General features: G+C 75.2%; 13 protein-coding genes. 2 read left to right on the top strand and 11 right to left on the bottom strand.

Going from position 1 to position 21,542, the window contains the following annotated elements:
• From ACIOHG_RS02930 to ACIOHG_RS02975, 10 genes are all read right to left on the bottom strand, one after another.
• Positions 1–2,392 (bottom strand): DUF5682 family protein (locus tag ACIOHG_RS02930; protein WP_400944588.1); only part of this gene is annotated, 2,392 nt, incomplete at its 3' end.
• A gap of 7 nt (positions 2,393–2,399) precedes the next feature.
• On the bottom strand, positions 2,400–3,536 hold the full coding sequence (locus ACIOHG_RS02935; protein WP_400944590.1) for an AAA family ATPase: 1,137 nt from the start codon (positions 3,534–3,536) through the stop codon (positions 2,400–2,402).
• Between the two features lie 49 nt (positions 3,537–3,585).
• Positions 3,586–8,679 carry a hypothetical protein gene (locus ACIOHG_RS02940; protein WP_400944592.1) on the bottom strand — a complete coding sequence of 1,698 codons (5,094 nt, stop codon included), beginning with the start codon at positions 8,677–8,679 and terminating at the stop codon, positions 3,586–3,588.
• The gene (locus ACIOHG_RS02945; RefSeq protein ID WP_400944594.1) at positions 8,676–9,530 is read right to left on the bottom strand and encodes a DUF4132 domain-containing protein; all 855 of its coding nucleotides are present in this window, start codon (positions 9,528–9,530) and stop codon (positions 8,676–8,678) included. Before ACIOHG_RS02945 ends, ACIOHG_RS02940 begins: the two co-directional genes overlap by 4 nt.
• Before the next feature lie 103 nt (positions 9,531–9,633).
• Positions 9,634–10,911 (bottom strand): MFS transporter, encoded by a 1,278-nt coding sequence (locus ACIOHG_RS02950; RefSeq protein WP_400944595.1) that lies wholly within the window; start codon positions 10,909–10,911, stop codon positions 9,634–9,636.
• A gap of 123 nt (positions 10,912–11,034) precedes the next feature.
• Entirely contained in the window at positions 11,035–12,324 is a 1,290-nt protein-coding gene (locus ACIOHG_RS02955; protein WP_400944597.1) for a JmjC domain-containing protein, read from the bottom strand.
• A complete protein-coding gene (locus tag ACIOHG_RS02960; RefSeq protein ID WP_400944599.1) occupies positions 12,321–13,565 on the bottom strand; it encodes a hypothetical protein in 1,245 nt (414 codons plus the stop codon). Before ACIOHG_RS02960 ends, ACIOHG_RS02955 begins: the two co-directional genes overlap by 4 nt.
• On the bottom strand, positions 13,562–16,084 hold the full coding sequence (locus ACIOHG_RS02965; RefSeq protein ID WP_400944601.1) for a DUF4135 domain-containing protein: 2,523 nt from the start codon (positions 16,082–16,084) through the stop codon (positions 13,562–13,564). The genes ACIOHG_RS02960 and ACIOHG_RS02965 overlap by 4 nt, the downstream gene beginning before the upstream one ends.
• A gap of 73 nt (positions 16,085–16,157) precedes the next feature.
• Complete coding sequence (locus ACIOHG_RS02970) at positions 16,158–16,310, bottom strand: hypothetical protein (protein WP_400944603.1); 153 nt, start codon at positions 16,308–16,310, stop codon at positions 16,158–16,160.
• Between the two features lie 144 nt (positions 16,311–16,454).
• Positions 16,455–16,607: a hypothetical protein gene (locus tag ACIOHG_RS02975; RefSeq protein WP_400944605.1), complete on the bottom strand. Its 153-nt coding sequence runs from the start codon at positions 16,605–16,607 to the stop codon at positions 16,455–16,457.
• A gap of 477 nt (positions 16,608–17,084) precedes the next feature.
• Here ACIOHG_RS02975 and ACIOHG_RS02980 point away from each other — a divergent pair, with 477 nt between their 5' ends.
• Positions 17,085–17,213 (top strand): DUF6408 family protein, encoded by a 129-nt coding sequence (locus ACIOHG_RS02980; protein ID WP_400944607.1) that lies wholly within the window; start codon positions 17,085–17,087, stop codon positions 17,211–17,213.
• A 51-nt stretch (positions 17,214–17,264) separates the two neighbouring features.
• On the opposite strand, the gene ACIOHG_RS02985 is transcribed toward ACIOHG_RS02980, so the two are convergent.
• Positions 17,265–19,340 carry a DUF2075 domain-containing protein gene (locus tag ACIOHG_RS02985; RefSeq protein ID WP_400944609.1) on the bottom strand — a complete coding sequence of 692 codons (2,076 nt, stop codon included), beginning with the start codon at positions 19,338–19,340 and terminating at the stop codon, positions 17,265–17,267.
• Positions 19,341–19,627: 287 nt separating this feature from the next.
• On the opposite strand from ACIOHG_RS02985, the gene ACIOHG_RS02990 reads away from it, so the two are divergent.
• Complete coding sequence (locus ACIOHG_RS02990) at positions 19,628–21,541, top strand: DNA/RNA helicase domain-containing protein (protein WP_400944611.1); 1,914 nt, start codon at positions 19,628–19,630, stop codon at positions 21,539–21,541.
• Position 21,542 lies beyond the last annotated feature (1 nt).

The following is a 21,542-nucleotide window of genomic DNA, read 5'->3' on the forward strand; positions in this document are numbered from 1 at the left end:
GCAGCAACCCCCGCTCCGCCAACGCCAGACCGGTCTTGTCCCCTTCCTCGCCGCCCGCAGCCTGCGGCAGCAACCCCCGCGCCACCAACGCCCGGCGGGCCGCCAGGTCGGCCCGGGCCAAGGTGGCGAGGGTGGTGGGGGCGAGGTCGGCGGGGAGGGTGTCGACGTGGGTGCCGAGGCGTTCCTCGACGACGGCGAGGAGGCGGTCGCGGGCGGCGGGGCTGAGGGTGTCGAAGCCGCCGCGGAGGGCGGGCAGGCGGGACAGGAAGGCGTCGTCCGGGAGTTCGGTGATCCGGGCGAGCAGGGGGTCGAGCGCGGCCGGGGCCGCGCCGAGCAGGCCCTCGGCGGCGGTCAGCAGGCCGGTCAGGGCCCGGCCGAGCGCGGTCCGGCCCGCCGGGGAGGCGGCCGTGTCGACCCAGGAGACGACCCGTTCGCCGAAGGCGCCCGGCGGTTGGTGGCCGAGCAGCACCCGGGCCGCCCCGGCCGCGCCGCGGACCAGCGGGGAGCCGTCGTCGGCGAGGCGGCGCAGCGTGCTGCCGAGCCGGAGCCCGCCCTCGGGGTCGGCCCGGCGGGCGAACTCGACCAGGGCGCGGGCGTCGGCGGGGTCGTCGGAGCCGGTCAGGCCCTCCAGTCCGCGGACGGCGGCGGCGGTGAGCAGGCCGACCGTCCCGGCGGCCGGTCCGCGCAGCGGGGCGAGCGTCTCCGCGGCGGCCGGGTGGGCGGTCGTCAGCCGGTCCAACAGGGCGAGGCCGTCGAGGAGTTCGGGGAGCGTCGCGCTCGCGGGCAGTTCCTCGGCGAGCTGGTCGAGCCGGGTCCGGGCCAGGCCGGGCAGGGCGCAGTCCGCGGCGGCGGCCAGGCCGTCGAGGACCTGCCGGGCGGTCGGACCGCCGTCGGCCTGCTCGCGGCGCAGCCGTTCCCGGAGCGTGCCCTCGGCGGCCTGGGCCGCCGTCACGCCGCGCAGGCCCGCGACGGTGAGCATGGCGGCGGTGGCGGGCGTCCAGCGGACCCGCCAGCGCGAGCCGAGCGCCTCGGTGCCGCCCGCGCCGGTGACGGCCACCGGTTCGCCGTAGGGGACGCCGCAGACCTCCAGGCGGCGCAGCAGCAGTTCGCGGCGGGCGTCGAGGGGGGTGCGGAGCGGGTCGAGCCGCAGGTCCCGGGGGGCGGGTTCGGCGGTGTCGGCGGGGCCGGGCAGGCCGAGTGCGGCGAGTTGCGCCTCGACGGCGGGGCCGAGGCCGGTGCGCGGCGCGGCGGGGGTGGGGCGGCCGGTCCGGGTGCCGACCAGCACCTGTTCGAGGGCGCGGGCGACGGCCCGGCCCCGGCCCAGCGGTTCGCCCTGCGCGAGGACCGTCTGCACGGCCTCGATCAGTTCGCCGCGCCCGGGCGCGGGCAGTCCGCGCAGCCGGGCCAGGTCGCCGGCCAGCCGGACGATCTCCCGCCCGTCGGCGGGCCCGGCGGGGTGGCCCTGCGCGCGCAGCGCCTCGCAGATCCGCACCGCGGCCCGGGTCGTCTCCTCGGCCAGCCGCTCCGGGTCGCCCCCGGCCGCGAGTACGGCGTGCTGCCACTCGGGGTCCCGGATGCCGGCGGGGTATCCGGACCGGGCGTCGAGCAGCGGGTAGGTGTACGGGATCAGCGAGACGACGGCGCCATCGACTGACGGGTCGTCAACTCCCTTTTCGGCGAAGGGTTCTTCCGGAAGTTCCCCGGCGGCGTCCGGCAGCAGCGCCGGGGCGTGGAAGGCGCCGACGACGGCGGTGACGCGGCGGCCGCCCACCACCTCCGCCCGGATGCGGGCCCGCATCCAGGCTTCGCGGCGCAGGTCGTACGGGTCGACGGCCGCCGTGTCGTGGCGCAGCGCCCAGCCGACCAGGAGGGCGGCGCGGCGGACGGCCTCGGGGGTGCAGCCGGGGGCGGGGGCCTCGACCAGGCGGTCCCACAGGTCCTCGTCCGGGCGGCCCGTCAGTCGGCGGCGCAGCGCCTCCGCGAGGCCGGCCCGGTCGCCGCCGCCGTCCCGGCCCGCGCCGCCGCGTTCGCCGAGCGGCAGGTCGCAGGCCACGGCGGGGACGCCGTGCGCCGCGGCCCAGCGCAGGGCGGCGAGTTCCGGGGAGAAGTCCGCGAAGGGGTAGAACGCGGGGGTGGCGCCCTCCGCCCCGGTGGCGGCGGCGAGGGCCACCGGGGCGACGGTCGCGGGGGCGGCGAGCAGGTCCAGCCAGGGCTGGAACTCGGCGGGCAGTTCGACCAGCAGGACGTCCGGCCGGGCCGCGGCGAGCAGCGCGGGCAGTACGGCGGTGATCGACGGCGCGTGGTGGCGGACGCCGATCAGGTACGGCCCGGGCCGGTCGGTGCCGGAGCCGGCCAGCGCGTCCGCCTGCTCGGCGGGAACGGGAGCGTGCACGGTGGGGTCAGTCCCCCAGTTCCGGGCGCAGGTCCCAGAGGGTGCGCCAGGTCGCGGAGCCCTGCTCGGCGCGGCGGCGGACCGCGCCGTCCCAGTAGCCGAGCAGCCGGGCCGCGTCGGCGGGGTCGTCCTTGCGGACCACGCCGACGAGTTGGCCGGGGAGGCGGCCGAGGACGTCGCCGTCGGCGTCCAGGTAGGCGGCGGTGACGCCGAGCGCGGTGGCGACCGAGACGGCCTCGGCGGTGCTCATCACGGTGGACGGGCGCTCGACGTCCCAGCCCTCGACGGAGCGGCCGGTGCGCAGGTCGCGGAAGGCGGTGACCAGGGCCTCCAGCACGGCGTCGTCGACGGCGTAGGGCGCGCCGGCCCGGGCGACGGCGGCCGTGGACTGGCGGCGGACCAGGTCGATCTCGGCGGCCAGGTCGCCGATCGGGCCGACCGTCTCGAAGTTGAAGCGCCGCTTGAGGGCGGCGGACATCTCGGAGACGCCCTTGTCGCGCAGGTTGGCGGTGGCGATCAGGGTGAAGCCGGGGGCGGCGTGCTGCTGGGCGTCGGGGGTGCCGGCGAGTTCGGGGACGGCGATCCGGCGCTCGGAGAGCAGCGAGACCAGGGCGTCCTGGACCTCGGGCAGGCAGCGGGTGACCTCCTCGACCCGGGCGACCGCGCCGGTGGTCATCGCGGTGAGCACCGGCGAGGGCACCAGGGCTTCCCGGCTGGGGCCCTTGGCCAGCAGCAGGGCGTAGTTCCAGCCGTACTTGAGCTGGTCCTCGGTGGTGCCGGCGGTGCCCTGGACGGTGAGCGCGCTGGTGCCGCAGACGGCGGCGGCGAGCAGTTCGGAGAGCATCGACTTGGCGGTGCCGGGCTCGCCGACCAGCAGCAGGCCGCGCTCCCCGGCCAGGGTGACCACGCAGCGTTCCACCAGGGCGCGTTCGCCGACGAACTTGCGCTCCACGGCCATCGACTTCCGGCCGTGCTTGAGCTTCTCGCCGTCGCTGCCGAGCACGAAGGTGATCACGGCGCGCGGGGTGAGTCGCCAGCCGGGCGGGCGCGGGCCGCTGTCGTGGGCGGCCAGGAACTCCAGCTCGGCCGCGTACCTGTCCTCCGGCGGCACGATCTGCCGGTCGGGCGCGGGGGCGGTGCTCATGCCTGGTCCTCACTGTTCCACGGAGACGTCGACTGGGCGGTTCGGGGGCTCAACTGCGCTTCCTCCCCCGGGTGTTGGTGACGAGCTGCTCGTAGCCGGGGCGGTCGCCGGCGGTGATCCGGCGCCAGGCGCGGGCGAACAGTTCGGGGGCGGCGACCGGTGGCAGGACCAGCCGGCCGGCCGGGATCTCGTACAGGCCGGCCTTCCAGACCTCGACGGGCAGGGCGGGGGCCTTGGCCTCCTGCCAGCCGCCGGGCAGGAAGAGGCTGCGGCCGGCCCGGGACCGCTTGGCCTCCAGCACCAGGTCGGTCGCGGCGAGTTCGGCCCGGGCCCGCTTGGTGCGGGCGGGCTTCCAGCCGGTCCAGCGGACGGTGTTGCGGTCGGTCGGGTCGGGCAGCGCGAGCAGTTGCAGGTACAGGGCGGCGGCGTCCGGGCCGAGGCCGGTGGCGGCGGCCACCTCGGCGACCAGCTCGGGTGCGCTGCGCTGCGGGTCCTGCGGCCAGCCGACCGGTTCGTCGGCCGAACTGCCGTGCGTCACCAGGGCGTTCAGGTCCTCGCCGAGCAGGGCGCGGAGCGCGTCCAGGTCGTCGCGGCCGTAGTGCTGGACGGCCAGGCCGGCCAGCAGGTCGAGCAGCGGGTCGTCGGCCCCGGTGAGCGCGGCCGGGCGCAGGTACGCCCGCTCGCCGTACGGGTGCGGGGCGAGCACGACCGCCTCCCCGCACTCCACCAGCTGCTCGCTGCGCACGGCGCCCTGCTCCGGCAGGCCGAAGTGGGCGCGCAGCACGTCGGGAAGGGTGCGGTCGCGGACGCTGGAGTAGGCGCCGAGGTCGAGCAGCAGGCCGGGGTCGGCGATCCGGGCCCGGACGGCGGCCAGGGCCGGGGGCAGCAGCGGGCGCAGCTCCGAGCCGTACGGCAGGTGGTGGGCCAGCCAGCGGAGCGCCTGGACGGCGCCGGACAGGGTGCGGGCGTTGGGCAGCGCCCGCGGGTCGTCGGCGGCGAGTCCGAGCCCGGAGGCGGTGGTGCGGACCCGCTGCACGGTGGTGCGGGCCAGCCAGGGGGTGGCGGCCGGGTTCAGCAGGTCCTCGATCGTGGCGATCTCGGCGCCGTTGACGGTGGCCTGGGCCTCGTCGGGCAGCGTGACCAGGCGGCCGCGGCGGGCAATCCAGCATGCGGCGGCGGCGTCCGTGTCGAGGCCGCCGGTCCACAGGTCGGCGGGGTCGGCGGGCAGCAGCGCGGCCTGGACGGCGTCCAGGTCGGCGCGGTGCAGCGACTGCAGCCAGCGCCGGGCCGGGTCGACCTGGGCGTTCTTCAGGCCGTACTCGGCGAGCCGCTCGGTGGGGATCGGGTCGCCGTAGCGCCGGACCCGGCCGGGGGGCGCGGCGATCAGCAGGGTGGCGCGGGCCAGGCCGATGCCGGTGGCGGCGTCGAAGGCGGCGGCCTGCTCGGGCCGCCACGCCACCGGGCCGTGGGCGCGCAGCAGTTCGGCGAACCGGGCGATCCAGGCGGCGGGCAGCTCGTCGCGGACCCGGCGCTCCTGGACGACGGTGAAGTGCCCGACCGGGCCGAACACGCCGGACGGGTCGTGGTCGACGGCCTCCCACTGCAGTTCCTCGCCGTAGCGGCGGCAGGCCAGCACCACCACGGTGCGGTCACCCCGGCGCAGCACCTGGCCGATCCGGGCGGTCGATCCGCGCCGGTCGCCCTGCTCGCCGAGGGTGACCTGACGGAACGTCGGGCCGCGGTCGGCGAACGGGCCGGAGGTGAGTTCGGCCAGCATCAGCAGCAGCGCGGCGCGGGCCTTGTCGTCGGTGAGCGGCGAGGCCGCGGCGAGCACCAGGGCGACGGTGCGGCCGAGCAGCGGCGCCCAGCCGTAGTGGTCGCCGCCGCCGAGCAGCTTCAGCCGCAGGCCCTCGCCGTCGCGCTCGCCGGGGGGCGCGAGCGGCACCGACCCGGAGGTCCAGTCGGCGGGCCGCTCGGCCGGTTCGGTGGCCAGCAGGTCGGCGACCGTCCGCAGGTTGCCGAGCACGTACCAGCGGTCGGTGGGGTTCTTCCAGGTGCGGAAGCCGTCGACGTCGCCGAAGGCCTCCTTGAGCGCCTCGTCCAGCTCGCCGTCCCGGCCGTGCTCGGGCCGGTACGCGGGGGCCTCGGCGGGCCGTTCGGCGGCGGCCCCGGACCCGGGCTCGGGCTTCGGCTTGGGCAGCGGCACGAAGCGGGCGGCCTGGGTCGCGGTCTCGGTGGCCATCCGGACCAGGCCCGCGACGCCGGCCAGCAGCCGCGGGTCGGTGAGGCCGGGCAGCAGGTCGGCGGTCGCGGTGAGCGGGACGGCCGTGGCGGCGGAGGTCTGGGCGACCTGCCGGACGGTGCCCTGGATCAGCAGCCGTTCGGGGCGGCGCGGCTGCTCGACCTCGGGGGCGTCCACCGGCCAGCCCGCCTCGATCAGCTCGAAGGCCTGCCGGTCCGTCAGGTCGCGCAGCAGCTTCGAGCCGGCCTCGTCGCGGGGGCGCAGCGCGTGCCAGAACTCCAGCGGCGGCACCAGGGCCGTTCCGGCGGCGTCCAGCCGGCCGGGGGCGAGGACGGTGACGCCGGACAGCACGTCGCCGGGGCGGCCGTCGCCGTCCGGGTCGATCAGGTCGAGGGCCCGGGTGGTCTCGGCCAGCACGGGGGCGGGGTCGCCGGGCAGGGTGAGCCGGCCGACCGGGACGTACCGGGGCAGGCCGTCCCAGGAGAGTTCGGCCCGGCGGCCGTCGACGCCGCGGAAGACCGTCCGGCCGCCGTCGGAGCGGACCGCGCCGCCCAGCACGGTGCCGTCGGTGCCGAGCGGGGTGTGCTCCAACCCGGGCTGCAGCGGCAGCAGTCGGGAGCGCTCGGGGCGCAGCGTGCCGCTGCCGCCGTCGGCGGCGAACAGCGGCGGGACGGACGTCCGACCGCGCTGGCCGCTCTGCGGGTCGTACTCGGCGAGGACGGGCCGGCCGTTGCTGTACCGGAGCACCCAGTGGCCGGTGCCGTCGCCGTACACGTCCTGCTCATCGGGCATCGCGGTGTCGCCGGCGTGCAGCACCCGGCCGCCGGTGGCGCGGCCGCCGCCGGGCAGCGGCAGCGAGAGCGGGTTGAGGCTGTGCGCGCCGTAGTAGGCGGAGACGATCCGCTCGCCGGTCAGGGTGAACGGCCGGTCGGGGCGGCCGGACCAGTAGGCGCGCTGCTCGTTGTCCTCGATCCAGGCGACCAGCAGTTCGCCGTCGACGTAGCGCAGCCGGGGGCGGTGCCAGCGCGACAGGCCGGCGGGGACCCGCAGGTCGTGCTCCAGCAGGACGCCCTCGGGGCCGACCACGACGGCCCTGTCGTGCCGGACCAGGACCAGGTTCGGCCAGGCGTTCTCGACCTGGAGGTCCTTGAGGTCGACCCGGCCGGGGGCGCCGGCGCCGCCGTTGTGGCCGAGCCGGCGCAGGCCCTCCTCCAGGGCGGGCCAGCCGAGTTCGTCCAGGATGCCGGCGCGCAGCGTGCGGCCGAGCCGGGCGGCGACGTCGAGGCCGGCGATCCGGGCGGCGGCGGCCGGGTTGGCGAACGCCATGGCGCGGCGGAAGTTGCCGAGGCCGGTCAGCAGGCGGTGCAGGCCGGCCAGGCCGCGGGTGGCCTCCAGCTCCTCGGCCCAGTTGTCCGCCCATTCGACGAACAGCTCGTGCAGTGCCGGGAGTTCGCCGCCGAGCACGGTGAGGCGCTGCGGGTCGGAGCCGCCCCAGACGGGGGCGACGGCCTGCCGCAGGGCGGGGCGGAACCGGGGGTCGGCGGCGACCGCGGCGAGGTCGCGGCGGCCGGGGCGCTGCTCGGCCAGCCAGGGGGCGAGCGGGAAGGACAGGCCGGACGGCGGGTCGGCGACCGGGACGTCCGCGGCGAGCAGCAGGTCGAGCAGGTCCAGCGCGGTCGGGTGGTTCTGCTGGAGCTCCACCGGGACGGCGTCGGCGCGCAGCCGCTCGACCATCCGGGCGGCGAGTTCCACCGTGGCGGCGCAGGCGGCGCGGGCCCGCCAGCCCCGGTTCAGGTGCGCCGTCCAGCGCTGCAGCCAGCGCGCGACGGGCTCCGCGCCGTCCTCCCGGGGGCCGGTCAGCAGGTCCTCGGCGCCGCTGTCGCGCAGGATGCCCAGCCACTCCTCGTCGACGGCGGCGTTGTCCTTCGCCCCGGACGGGTCGGGCAGGATCTCCAGCAGCCGGGCCCGGACGGCCGCGTCCTGCCGGGCCGCCTCGACCAGCGGGGCGCGCCAGGACTTCCAGACCGCGGACGGGGTGCGGCCGACCGCGGAGGAGGACAGCAGCTCGGCGATCAGCGCCCGCTCCTGCTCGCGCTGGTCCAGCCCGGCGGCGCGGATCAGCGACCGGGCGTCCTCGGCGATGCCCGCGTACGGGGCCATGCCGGCCGCCGAGCGCTCGGTGCACAGCTGGCGGAAGCGCTGCCAGGCGGTCAGCGCGTCCGAGCGGGCGGCGAGCTCCTTGACGTACTGGCGCAGCGCCTTGACGGTGAGGGCGCCGCCGAGCGCGAACTCCAGGAAGACGGCGCGCAGCCGCTCCTCGTCGACGGCCAGGCCGTGGGTGCGCTCGGCCTCGCGGGCCTTGCCGAAGAAGGTGGCGGCGTAGGTCTGGTTGCCCTGCTCCAGGAAGATCCGGCCGACCTGCTCGCAGTAGGTGGGCAGGAAGTGCGGGACGGCCCGGCCGAGGCGGACGGCCAGCTCGTCGAAGCCGTCCTTGGCGTTGCCGGGCTTGGACTTGACCTGGCGGGTCAGCCGCTCCATCTCCTTGACCACGGCCAGTGCGTGGTGCCCGTTGGCCGGGTCGTGGACCAGGGCCCAGGCCGGGAAGCCCAGTGCCTCCTGGCGGACCTGGCCGACCTCGACCGGGGCGGCGGCGGACTCCAGGCCGAGGAACTCGACGGCGAGGTCCTCGGCGGCGCCCAGCGCGCCGGGGACCAGCCGGACCACGGTGCGGCCGTCCAGCGCGGGGTGGCGGTAGCTGCGGGCGGTGAGCGCGTCCGCGGTGCTGTCGGCGCCCTCGACCGGGGCCAGCGTGCCGACGGGCAGCACCGCCCCGGCGTCCAGCAGCCGTTCGGCGTGCTCCTGCTCCTGCCCCTGCGCGGCGGTGGCGTGCTGCCCGCTCATGCCGACTCCTCCCCTTCGATCGTGCGGCCGGCGTACAGTGCGGCGGCCATCCGCATGCCCTCGGACCAGGCCACCGGGCCGACCTCGCCGAGCGGCAGCGTCCGGCCGTCCGCGGCGGTCCAGCCGAGCGCCCCGGTCTCGCACTCGTCGTACTCGTAGTAGTCGCCCACCCAGAGGCGGGCCTCCAGCGTCCGGCCGTCCTCGACCAGCGGGACGGTCGCGTAGCCGCCGCGCACCCGGTAGCCCGACCGGGCGCAGCGGCCCAGCAGTTCGCGCAGTTCCTTGTAGCGGCCGCCGGCGAAGGTCTCCACCCGGACGGCCTTCGGGTCGGTGTCGGCGGGGCGGTGCCAGACCTCCCGGTGCAGCTGGCCGAGCCGCTGTTCGACGCCCAACTCGGCGGCGAACTCCCGCAGTTCCTCCAGGTCCTCCAGCAGGACGGGGTGCGGGAGGCGGATCTCGGGGTCGGTGAGGCGGACGGTGTCGCCGTCCAGGTCGACCACGCCGAGGCCGCGCTCCGGGTCGGCGTCGCGCAGGAAGCCGGCGACCGCGCCGTCGGCGCCGGTCACCACCAGGTCGCGCAGCACCGAGCGCCAGGCCTCGTCGGGCCACACCGCGGTGATCACCGCGGCCGGCACCGGCAGCGAGCGGACCATCCAGCGCTCCGCGTCCAGCAGGCACTGGCGCTCGTGCGCCTCCAGCCACTCGGCGAGCTGCCGCAGCCCCACCACCACCGGGTCGTCCTTCAGCTTCGGCGGCACCCCCTTCAACCGCCGCCCGGCCGCGTTCCTGCACGCGACCTTCCCGTCCGCCTCCAGCGCGACCTCGTAGTCGCCCGCTGCCAGCCACCCCACGACGGTGCCCTCCCACGTGCCGTTCCCGATCGGACCAGCAACGTATCGGCCACCCCCGACAACCCGGCACCCACCCCCACCACCCCGGAACCGGGGCCTCCGCTCAGACCGCCGTTTCCCTCCCCCCGCGGGAGAGCGCCCGCAGGGCGTACAGGCCGCCGGCCAGCACCAGCAGGCCCGCGGCCAGGTACAGCGTGTCGATCCGCCCGAACCGCACGCCGAGGACCTGCCGGTGGAAGCCGGCCATCACGGTGCCGGCCAGGAAGCCGGAGGCTGTCACGCCGACCAGTTCGGCCAGCCGCTGGAGGGGGGTGAACACCGCCATCACCCGGCCCAGGTAGGCGCTCGGCGCGGCGTCCAGCACGATCGGGCCGAACGCCGTGTTCAGCGCGCCGAGCGGGGCCCCGGCGAGCACCAGCACCGCGGCCGCGACCGGCAGCGAGGAGGCCCGCGAGTACACCACGACCGCGGCGCCCGCCAGCACCAGGCCGCCCGCGAACACCCGGTGCGGGCCGAACCGGGCGCACAGCCGCCCCGCCCACAGCGCCCCGGCCAGCGTCCCCACGCTCAGCGACATGCCCAGCACGCCGTACCAGCTCGCGGGGGCGCCCAGGTTCTCGGGGACGAAGAACACCCCGAGCGCGCCGAGCGTCCCCGAGCCGACGGTGACCAGCAGGACCGACACCAGCGCGGCCCGCAGCACCGGGGTGGCCCGGAAGAACCGCAGGCCGGCGCCGAACTCCCGGCGGAATCCCGGCGCTTCGCCCCCGGCCGGGAGCGCGGACGGCACCCGGACCCGGCCGATCGCCAGCGCCGAGACGGCGAAGGTGAGCGCGTCGAGCACCAGTGCCCAGCCCGGCCCGACGGTGAACAGCAGCGGCGCCGCCAGCGGCGGCCCCACCAGCGCGGCGCACCCCAGCGTGGCCTGCCCGACGGCCGCGGCCCGGGCCCGGTCCCCGGCCTCGGGCACCACGTCCCCGAGGTAGGCGAAACGGGCCGGGTTGAAGAACTGGGCCCCGGCCGTGACCAGCGCCACCAGCGCCAGCAGCGCGCCCAACAGCAGGCCGCGCGGCACCCGCTCGACCGGCAGGAAAGCGAGCAGCGCCAGCCCGCCGACCAGCAGGCCCCGCACGGTATCGGTCACCAGCATCGTCCGCCGCCGGTCCCACCGGTCCACGAACACCCCGGCGACCGGCCCCACCAGGAAAGTCACGGCCGCGACCGTCGCCAGCACGGCGGCCACCGCCACCGGGGCGAGCCGGTCCCCGGCGAACAGCACGGTGCCGACCCACAGCACCACCGTCGTGTCGAACACGTGGTCACCGACCAGCGACACCGCCTGCCCCGCCCACAACCGGGTGTAGTCACGGTTGATCACCACCCACCGCACACGCCCCCGCGCCACCGCACATCCCCCCGCCCCGATCGGCCGCACCCCACCAAATCGGCCACGATCCAACCCCGTTGGCTGCTCCCGCGCAACCGGGCGGCCCACCGTCCGGGCCTACTGCTCCCGGCTCAGAGCGCGGAAGCTCTCCAGCGCCTCCAGCAGGCGGCGGGCCTCCGGGTGGGCGGCGGGCGGCAGCGGGGCGAGCAGTTCGCGGACCGTGACAGGCTCGGGGTCGGCCAATCCACCGAGCAACAGCCCGAGTTGACTGTGCGTCAGTTCGCTGCGCAGCAGGTGCCCGTTGGCGGCGCACAGCAGCGCCCCGTCGACCGGCTCGTACAGCACTCCGGTGCGGCCCCGGACCGCCGTGGTGTCGTCCAGCGGGCGCGGCGCGTCCGGTGGCGGGACGGGGCAGAGCCCGGCCGCGCTCCAGGTGCGGAGGGCCAGCGCGGCGACCCGTTCCCACATCAACTCCGGTTCGCCGTAGGATCGGAAGACCCGCAGGGTCTGTTCCAGCGCCTCGGGGAGCGCCCCGTCCGCGGGCAGGGCGGGCACCGAGAGCGGGGCGGTGGCGGCGGGCAGCCGCACCAGCGCGGCGTCCGGGTCGACCATCGCGTCCGGGTCCCGGCCCAGCAGCAGGTCGTCGACGTCGTAGACCGCGCGGTGCGCCTCGCGCGGCACGCCGACGTTGACGCTGGTCGCGGCCCCGCCGTCGACGCTCTCGCCGACGTGGTAGTAGCGCGCGGGCCAGTACAGCAGGTCGCCGGGCTCCGGCTCGGCGGTGAACGAGGCGTCCAGGTAAGGGCGGTAGTCGAGTTTGGTGGTCACCGGCTCGGTCCACGGGCAGTCCCGCCAGAACCGCATCCGCTTGCGGCCCGCCAGCGCGAACAGGAAGGTGGCGAAGCGGTCCCGGTGGACGCCGACGGGAGTGTGCTCGTAGTTGCCGTGGAAGAGCGTGGTGATCGCCCCCGACACCGGCAGCCCGGTGCGCTCCCACAGCGGGGCGAAGAACGCCCGCTGGCGCTCCCACTGCCCGACATGGAAGGCGTGGAAGGCGTGCACCACCAGCGCGTACCGCCGCTCCGCCGAGAAGGCCGCCAACTCGCCCTCCAGGCGCCGCCGGTAGCCGTCGAAGCCGCCGTCCGCCGGGCGCGGGAACCAGTCCGCGGGCTCGGACTGCTGGAACCGCCCGACCGCGAACTGGGCGTTCGGCGGCATCAGGTACGGCCCGGGCGGCCGGGTGCCGAGCGCAGTGGCGGCGAAGACCTCGCCCGCCTCGAACGGCGCCGGGGCCACCGCCTTGATCAGCACCGGCCGCCGGTCCCAGTAGCGCGCGGTGAACTCGTCCCAGTCCAGCGGCCCTTCGACCACCGCCAGCTCGTCGTCCATGGGTACCGTGCCGCTCATCCGTCCACCCTCCCGCCGTCGACCGCTCCCCCACCGTCGACCGGGCCGACCGTGCCACCGCCCTCGACCACCAGGTCGACCGCCCGCAGGCGGTGGAGCTTGCCCAGCAGCGCGAGGACGGCGGCGTTGCGCTCGTCCGCGCCCACCGCCCGGCACAGTTCACCGACCGTCAACTCTCTTCCCAGCCACAGCTGTTGGGCGATCTTTTCACCGGCCGCCCCGCCGACCGGGAAGGCGGTCCCGGCCACCGCCCAGAGCCGGCGGCCGGGGCCGTCCGGCAGCCGGAGCACCGGGCGCACCACCCGCAGCAACTGCCCCGGCACGAGCGGGACTTCGGCCCGGGGCTCGGGGGCGGGCTCCAACCCGGCCGAGGAGCACCACGCCGCCCACCGGGTGCGCAGCGCGGCGGGCAGTTCCGGCCCGCCGGCCGCCGCCCGGGCCGCCTCGCCGACGGCGAGCAGGGCGGCGGGCAGTCCGACGGGGGCGCCGACGGTCGGGGGGTAGGGCAGGCCGGGCACCGCACCGTCGTACTGCAGGCGGTCCCGGACGCCCTCGGCCAGCAGGTTCTTGACCGCCCCGGTGGCCAGGCGCTGCGCCCGCGGGACGGAGATCCGCAGCGTCACGCAGCCGTCGAGGTGCCGCTCGCGCCAGCGGGAGCCCTCCGGCCAGTACAGCAGCTCACCGGCGGCGGCCCGCAGGACGCGCAACCCGCCGTCCTCCTCCCGCAGTTCGGCCTCCAGGACGCCGGCCGCCACCCAGGTCAGCACCGCGTGCTCGGCGGGGACGGCCAGGCCCCGGACCCGGGTGAACCCGTCGCCCTCGGTCAGCTCGGCCTCCACCGGCAGGCAGGGCAGGCCGACCCGCTCCCACAGCGCGGCGAGCGCATCCCGGACGGCCCACCACAGCGCGGGGTCGGTGTGCAGGGGCTGACGGACGCTCAGCAGGAACCCGGCGTCCGGCCCGCTGCCGGGCGGCTCGGCGCGCAGCCGGTCCCGGTAGGCGGCCGGGGACGGGTCGTCCGCGTCGGGCAGCAGCCGCCCCGGCGCCCCCAGCCAGCCGAGCGGGGTGTGGAAGCGGACCTGCGGCAGGGTCCGGAACACCGTCCCGGCCCGGAACGGCCCGCAGGCGGCGACGACCGTGCGGTGCAGGTGCGCCGGACCCGCCGGGGCGGGCGCCGGAAGCAGGGCCGGCTCCTTCCCCCAGGCGGCGGCGAGGAGTTCGGTCCAGTCGGTCGTGATCACGCCGGCGCTCCTTCGTGCTCGAATACCGGCCCGGGCCCGCCACTGTCCCCGCCCCCGGACCCGCCCGCGCTTCCGCCCCGGCTTCCGACCCCGCCCCCGGACCTGTCCGCGCTTCCGCCCCCGTTGCCGCCCCCTTGCGCCGGGTACTTCTCCGCGAGCAGGGCGGCGTAGGCGGCGAGCGGGCCGAGGCCGACGGCCGCCCGGCGCTCGTCCACCCGGTCCGGATCCTCGATCGGGCAGGGCCGCAGCGCGCCGTCCGGGCCTCGCTCGAACTTCGTGCCGTACAGCTGCGGGCGGCCCTCGTCCCGGCGCAGTGCGTCGGTCAGGTAGGCGACGTCGCGCCGGGGGGTGTAGCCGCGTTCGGCCGCGGCCTCGATCAGGGCCAGGCAGGCGTACCGGAACGCGAGGTCGCCGGTGCGGTGCTGGAGCAGCGCGACCGCCGCCGCGGCGGCCTCCGCGCCGACCAGGGCCCGGCCGGGCCAGCCGTGTTCGGCGACCACGCCGCGCAGCCAGGCGATCCCGGTGCCGGTCAGCCGGTCGAGCTTGGCCTCCAACCCGGTGTCGGTGAAACCCCCGGCGGCCCAGGGGCCGCGCAGCGAGGCGTCGATCCGGTCCAGACGCAGCAGCCGTTCCCGAACCGCCTCGATGCCCCGGGTCGTTGGTTCGGCGTCCCCCCGGACCGACGGATCGGCGTCACCCCGGACCGACGGCTCGACGCCGCCCCGGACCGTCTGCCCGTCGGCGTCGCCCAGCGCGTCGACGCTCAGCCGCAGCCGTGCCTCGTCCCAGCGGTAGGTGATCCGGCGGGCCGCCCCCGGCCAGTCGAAGGACACCTCGCCCTCGCGCGGGCCGCGCCACCCGATCCGTACCCCGGCCCCGGGCTCGTGCCGGACGCCCGGCCCCGGCCCGAGGTCGCCGTGCACGTGCTCGACGGCGTCGCGCAGGGCGATGCCGAGGCGGGCGAGGTCCAGCTTCCGGCCTTCGCGGACGGCGGCGACCGGCGGCCAGGGGCGGTCGGGGCCCCAGTCCGGGGCGTCGGCCGGGACGGTGCGCAGTTCGCGGCCGGGCCGGGTCCGGACCGCGAGCAGCGGGCCGCCGTCGGCGGTGCGGAGGAAGTAGGGGACGTCACCACGCGCGATCTGTTCCAACTCACTCTCGGTGAACGGGACTTCACTGCCACGGGCGTACTCGGCCGTCGGGCGGGCGATCACCCGCACCAGGTGGTCGGGGGCGCGTTCCCCGAGGAAGTCGGCGATCCGGGCGCGGTGACGGCAGATCAGCGTCCAGGCGTCGAACATGCCGCGCAGCATCGACGGCAGGTGGGGGCCGTAGCCGGTGCGGCCGTCGGTGTCGCCGACCACCGTGCGGGTCTCGGTCCGGGTCAGCGACCGGGTGCGCCGCTCCAGCCGCAGCGAGCCGTCCCGCTGCGGGTGCCAGCACAGCGGGGGGCCGTCCAACTCGCACCAGCGGGCGGTGTTCTCCAGGCCGACGTGGTGCTGCGTGGAGACCGCCGGGTCGTGGAGCAGCCCGGTCTCGAACAGCCTTTCCAGGTCGGCGAAGTAGGCTTCCAGGTCGACCGGGAAGGGCAGCGGTTCGCCGTCCTCGGGGCGCCGGCCGATCAGCACGTTGCCGCCGATCAGGTCGGCGATGCCGAAGGCGAACGCGGCGGCGGCCAGCGATCCGGCGCGGTGCCAGTAGCGGGCCGCGGCGGCGGGGTCGAGGACGGCGCCGTGCAGGGTGAACCGGCCCTCGGCGCGCAGCACGCCCCGGGCGTCCGGCGGCCCGATCCACTCCTGCCAGGAGTAGCACGCCCGGTCGGGGCCGCTGCCCGGTCGGACCCGCAGCACCGGCAGCCGGACCGGGCCGGACGCCGGCGGCAGCGCGTTGAGCAGCGCGAACACCGAGTCCTCGGTGGCCAGGAAGAGGAGTTCGCCGGTGGCCGGGCGCGGCTTGTACGCGAGCCGGGTGCCGTCGGCGTACTCGACCCGCAGCACCCGCTGGCCGCCGTTGTGCGTCTCGTCGCCGTTCGCCCACAGGCCGGTGACCGGGCCGGCGGCGGGGCGGTCGCGGGCCAGCCGTTCCAGGAACCGGGTCAGGAAGTCCAGGTACTGGCCGGTCCGGTGGGCGGCGGAGGCGGCGGCCCGGTCGGGCGGCCCGTCCAGGCAGGCTTCCAGGGTCTCGGTCAGCAGCGGCCCGAACAGCTCGGCGTTCTCCGGCCCCACTACCCCGGGGCCGACCCCGGCCGCCCGCGTGCCGACCCGGTCGGACCACTCCCCGATCCGCTCCAGCACCTGGTGCAGCGGCGCCCAGCGGGCATCGGCCAGCGCGTCCGCCAGGGCCCGCGCATCGGCGGGACCGCCCAGCGTCCGCTCGACGGCGAGCGTCCCCTCCGGCCCCGGCCCGACCACCGGCGGAAACGCCCGGCCCGCCCCGCCCCGGGCCACCGCCGCCAGCAACCGACTTGTCCCGGACGGGAGTTCACCGCCTCGGACGGCGTCCCCGCGATCGCGCAGTTCCATTCAGCTCCCCACCCGGACGGTCGACGTCCGACGCCGCGCGGCCGGCCGGCACCGCGCGGCGTCGCACCCGGCACTAGAAACAGCAGTAGACGCGAACGCAGGACGACCCGTGCGGGGCGCTGTCCATCCTGGTCAGCCGGTGCTCCGGCACGTCCTGCTCCAGGTCGCCGATCACCAGGTCGAACTCCTCGTCCGCGACGAGGAGTTCACCCTGCGGTGCCTGCATGAGCGAAGTCTCCATCGGTGTCCCCTGACGGTAGAAACGGCACGACGACGGGCGGGCACCGCCCGATTCGGCGGCACCCGGCCCCAGTTCTCGAAGGGTGGTGCGGAAGAAGCGGCCGAGCGAGCGGCCGCGGAACGCGAACGCCTACTGCAGCACGCAGTAGAGGTGCAGACCGCAGGTCGTGGCACTCGGCACGTTCGCCGGCACGTCCTGCTCCAGGTCGCCGATCACGAGGTCGAACTCCTCGTCGGCGCTACGGGTGCCGCTCGGCGGCGCTTGCAGGGTAGGAGCTTCCACGGAGAGTCCTCCTGACAAGGATGCCCGGCAGCCCACCGCGACATCCGTCGACCGGGCGCCGTGCGATTGACCGAACCGGCCGCGACCCCCAGGGCCCCGACCGCCAGCAAGTCTTGCCCAGCCGAACCGGTTCGTCAACATAACTTCCGTACCAACACCAAGACTTGACCATCCGAACTGCAGTCGCAGCCGTTGCCGTAGCAGCGTTCTCATGCCCGACGACCGAGGCGTTGGACCCTGCGCGAACAGCCCGGCCCGTACCGAACCCGGGTCTCCAGACCACCGCCGATCCGCCAGGCGGTAGAATCGTTCCGCTGCGCACCTTCCCGGAGGGTACGAGGCTCAGGTCCCACGCGTCCTCAACAGGCTGCGATTGACGAATGGTTGTGCCCGTCAGGTGGTCATCATCTGACGTGAGCGTGGCTGCCCGGTAGGGCACCCCCTGCCATTCCGATCTCACTACCTAGGGATGGCCGCATGACCTCGGTCGAGTGCAAGCTCGCGCGTCGTGGAAGGATCCGCGAGATCCTGACCGACATCGCCGTCGGAGTCGTCTCCAACGTTCTGGTGACGGCGCTGACCTCGGTGGCGCACCTGCTCTTCTGACGCAGGTGGGTGGCGGGCCCGGCGAGCCCGCCACCTTCACCACGCCGTCGGTCAGAACAGCCGAAGGTCGTTCTTGGGCCTCTTCCGCCCCTTCTTCGGACGGGCGTGGTGCCGGGGCAAGCTCTCCCGGGTCGGCCGCAATCCATCGATCTGGGTCTCCCCGACCAAGTCCTTGAGGTAAGCCCGGGTCTCCTCGTCCGTGGAGTAGAGCACCACCGCCCGGCTGGCCCGCGTCATCAGCACGTGGTACGCGTGCCGAATCAGCCGGGCGAACTCCTCGTCGCTGACGCTTCCCGCCCTGACCTTCGGATCGAAGGACCCGGGAACACGCACCCGCTTCACACCCTCCGCCGACTTCCCTGTCTCCTTGCCCCGGCGAAACACCCACCGACCATCTCGGCGCACCATGTCATCGCCCATGATCACTCCGCACCAGTCCCATTCAAGACCTTGTGCGGTGTACACACATCCGATCTGGCCGATGCCCTTCTCGTGCACCGACCACCTGCTGCTGGGCGGGACTCCGTCCGCGCAGAAGCTGCCGCTGTCCGCGTTCCACGGCCGGTGCCAGTCACCGATCCTGACGTCGCGCTCCAGCCGCTTCTCCGCGCCCAGCGGCTTGGTCCAGGGCCAGCAGTAGCCGGCCACCATCCGTGCGGACGCACCGACACGCGCCTCCTCGCGGATGACGTCCTCGAGGGCTTTCGGCGTGTCCACCACCTCGACATGCATCAATCCATCCGGTGTCCACTGCTCGGGCACGTCGTCCGACACACCGAGCAGAGCGCGTACCCAGCGGGCGTAAGCGTCACTGCCGCCGCACCGGAACTGTTCGCGGAGCCCGCACTCCACCACCTGGGCCCCGCGCCGCTCGGCCGCCTCCCGGATCAGATCGACCGTACCGACCTCCTTGGGACGGACGACCTGTCCTTCGTCGAGGAAGAAGACCGTCAGCCGGGACGCGTCGAGGAGTTCGTCCACCTGCGGCCGGGTTCCCTGTTTCTCCGCCCGCCAGTACTGGTTCGTGGAGCGGTCCCGGAGTCGGTGCGCCTCGTCGCAGATCAGCACGTCGAGCGGCGGTTCGGGAGTCGTGACGTAATTGGAGAAGTAGGTGAAGGTCTTCTTGAACTCCCGGTCCCCGACACCGACGTGCATCCGCATCGCCGCGTTGAAGGCCTTGCTCCCGCTGGCGTAGTTGACGGTCCGGCCCGCGGCCTCCAGCTCCGCCTTGATCTGCAAGCCGATGGCACTCTTGCCGGTGCCCGCCCCGCCGGTCACCAGAAAGACCACTCGCCGCTCGTCCGGGACCAGCGCAGGCTGCTGCGGGGACGGCAGCACCTTGGCCGCGGCTTCCAGAATCTGATCGGCCGCCTCCTTCTGCCGTCCCCGCAGGGTGAAGACCGTGTCCGTGCCCCGGGACCACATCATCGCGTCGAGCAGGGGCGTGTTCCGCACGCCGATGCCCCGGAGCAGCTTTTCGGCCTCGAAGGCACCGCCGTCGGCAGCGAAGTGCTTCTGCAGATCGGCCAGCAACTGTTGGCGCCGGTCCCCGGTGTACACCCGGGCGTAGGCGCCCATCGGCGCATCCGCGTCGATCAGCGGACGCACCGAGTCCTCGGTGGCGTTGTGCAGGTAAGCGAAACCGCCGCACTCGATGTCGACCGGGCCGAAGGGGCCCTTCTTGCCGGTGAAGGCCTGGTAGTACTCGCGCAGTTGCAGCGCCGGGTGCTTCTTGGGCTTCGCCAGGCCCTCCACGTGGATCCGGTCCGCGATGGCCCTCTCGACCCTGGTCACCGTCGACCAGCGCTTCAGCTCCACCAACTGGACGGACGGCCGGTCCTCGACCGGGTGGCGGCCCACCAGGACGACGTCAACGAGCCTGGGACTGCCACCCTTGAGGTCTTCGTCGACGGTCACGGCACACTCGACGACCATCTGCACGTTGCCCCGGTCGGCGGCGACCAGGTCCTCCGCCAGGCAGATCAGACTCTCCGCCCACGCGGACCGCTCCGTCTCCGAAGCCTCGTGCTCCCGGAACTTCCGCCACCGTTCGGCGAGGTGCGGCACCATCCGGCGGCGCGAGTCGAGAGTGAGCAGGTCCTGCGCCGACAGGTTCAACAGGAGCATGGGCACGAAGGGACCCCCGGGGCCGGAGCAGGAGCGATTCGTGCGGGTGGGGGCATGTCCTCAGCAGGAAGCCTGTCGGGCCGCAAACAGTACCGGAGATCCTAGATGCAGAAGCGTCCGTCTGTACACAATGCTCATCGACGGCGCACCCGTCGGGAGATCGTCCTCGTCCCGGGCGAGGCGCTCCGTTGTAGGTTTGGCCCAGTCATCAGCGCGGCCCGCCGGGCTTCCCTCCGGGGACATGCCCCCACCCGCACGAGTCACTCCGTGCTGCCTGGGAGCTTGTCTTGCTGTTCCGCGACTCCGCGTCCGCGGTCGCCGCCGAGAGGCTGGCCGGATCACTGTTCGTGCGTCTCGTCGACCAGTTCGTCCACCAGCACGGCCACAAGCCCGGCCCGGCCGAGGTGCGCTCCTGGGAGATGAGCATCCCCGAGCTGACCAACGCCCTTCTGGACGCCGGGCTGGGCATGGTGGAGGTGCTCCTCGAGTACTCGCTCCCGCTGAACAGCAAGCGGGCCGACGCCGTCCTGGCCGGCGTCCACCCGGTCACGGGCGAGCCGTCGTACGTGGTGGTCGAGCTCAAGCAGTGGAGCAGCGCGCTCCCGGAGGACGGCGAGCCGCTGCTGTGCCGGGTCGACGCGTACACCCGGCCGGTGCTGAACCCGATCGAGCAGGTCCGCGGCTACTGCGACTACCTGCTCTCCTTCAACGGGGCACTCGCCGAGCACCCCGAGCGGCTGTCCGGGGTGGCCTTCCTCCACAACGCGACGGAGTTCGGCGCCCAGGGCCTCTACGAGGTGCCGCAGGACGAGCGCGGCCGGCTCTTCACCCGCGAACGGCGCGGGGAGTTCGTCGAGTACCTGCGCTCGAAGCTGAAGCCCGCCTCCGGCGCCCAGGCGGCGGACTTGCTGCTCGCAGGCAAGATCGCCCCGTCCCGGCAGTTGATGGCGGTGGCCGCCGACGAGGTGCGCGAGCGAGAGCAGTTCGTGCTGCTGGACGAGCAGCGGGTCGCCTACGAGCTGGTGCTGCGCGCGGTGCGCCGGGCGCAGCAGACCGACCACAAGCAGGTGGTCGTCATCACGGGCGGTCCGGGCACCGGGAAGAGCGTGATCGCGCTGTCCCTGCTGGGCGACCTCTACCGGCGCGGCATCACGGCCTTCCACGCGACCGGGTCCAGCTCGTTCACCACCACGATGCGCCGGGTCGCCGGGGCCCGCAAGCGCCAAGTCCAGGACCTGTTCAAGTACTTCAACAGCTTCATGACCGCCGAGCGCAACGGGATCGACGTGCTGATCTGTGACGAGGCCCACCGGATCCGGGAGACCTCGGCGAACCGCTACACCCGGGCCGCCCAGCGCACCGGCAAGCCGCAGATCGAGGAGCTGATCGACGCCGCCCGGGTGCCGGTGTTCCTGCTGGACGAGCACCAGGTGGTCCGGCCGGGCGAGATGGGCACGGTGGCCCAGATCAGGGCGGCCGCCGCGGTGAAGGGCCTGGAGTGCCAGGTGGTCGAGCTGGACAGCCAGTTCCGCTGCGGCGGCAGCGACGCCTACCTGCACTGGGTGGTGCGCCTGCTGGGCCTGGAGCCCGGCGGCCCCGTCGACTGGGAGCCCGACGGCAAGGTCGTTCTGGAAGTCGTCGACACTCCGCAGGAGTTGGAGGCGTTCCTGGACGCCCGGCGCGCCGAGGGCTACGGCGCCCGCATGTCGGCCGGGTACTGCTGGAAGTGGACCACCAAGGTCGCCCCGGGTGCCCCGCTTCCCCTCGACGTACGGATCGGCGACTGGGCCCGCCCCTGGAACGTCTACGGCGACCGCTCGATCGCGGGCGCCCCGCCGGCCGCGCTGTGGGCCACCGACCCGGCCGGCTTCGGCCAGGTCGGCTGCGTGTACACCGCGCAGGGCTTCGAGTACGACTGGAGCGGCGTCATCCTCGGTCCGGACCTGGTCTGGCGGACCGACAAGTGGATCCCCGACCGGAACGCCTCCAAGGACCCCGTCTTCCGCAAGTCCACTCCCGACGCCGACATCGACCGCCTGATCCGCAACACCTACAAGGTGCTGCTGACCCGCGGCATGATCGGCACGGTCGTGTACTCGACGGACCCGGAGACCCGCGCCAAGCTGCGCGAACTGGTCACCGGGCAGCGGGCGGAGCGGATCGAGGCGGGGCACGACCCCCGCAGCGTGCCCGCCCACTGAC

The sequence above is a fragment of the Kitasatospora sp. NPDC088134 genome (assembly GCF_044741705.1).
Classification (GTDB): domain Bacteria; phylum Actinomycetota; class Actinomycetes; order Streptomycetales; family Streptomycetaceae; genus Kitasatospora.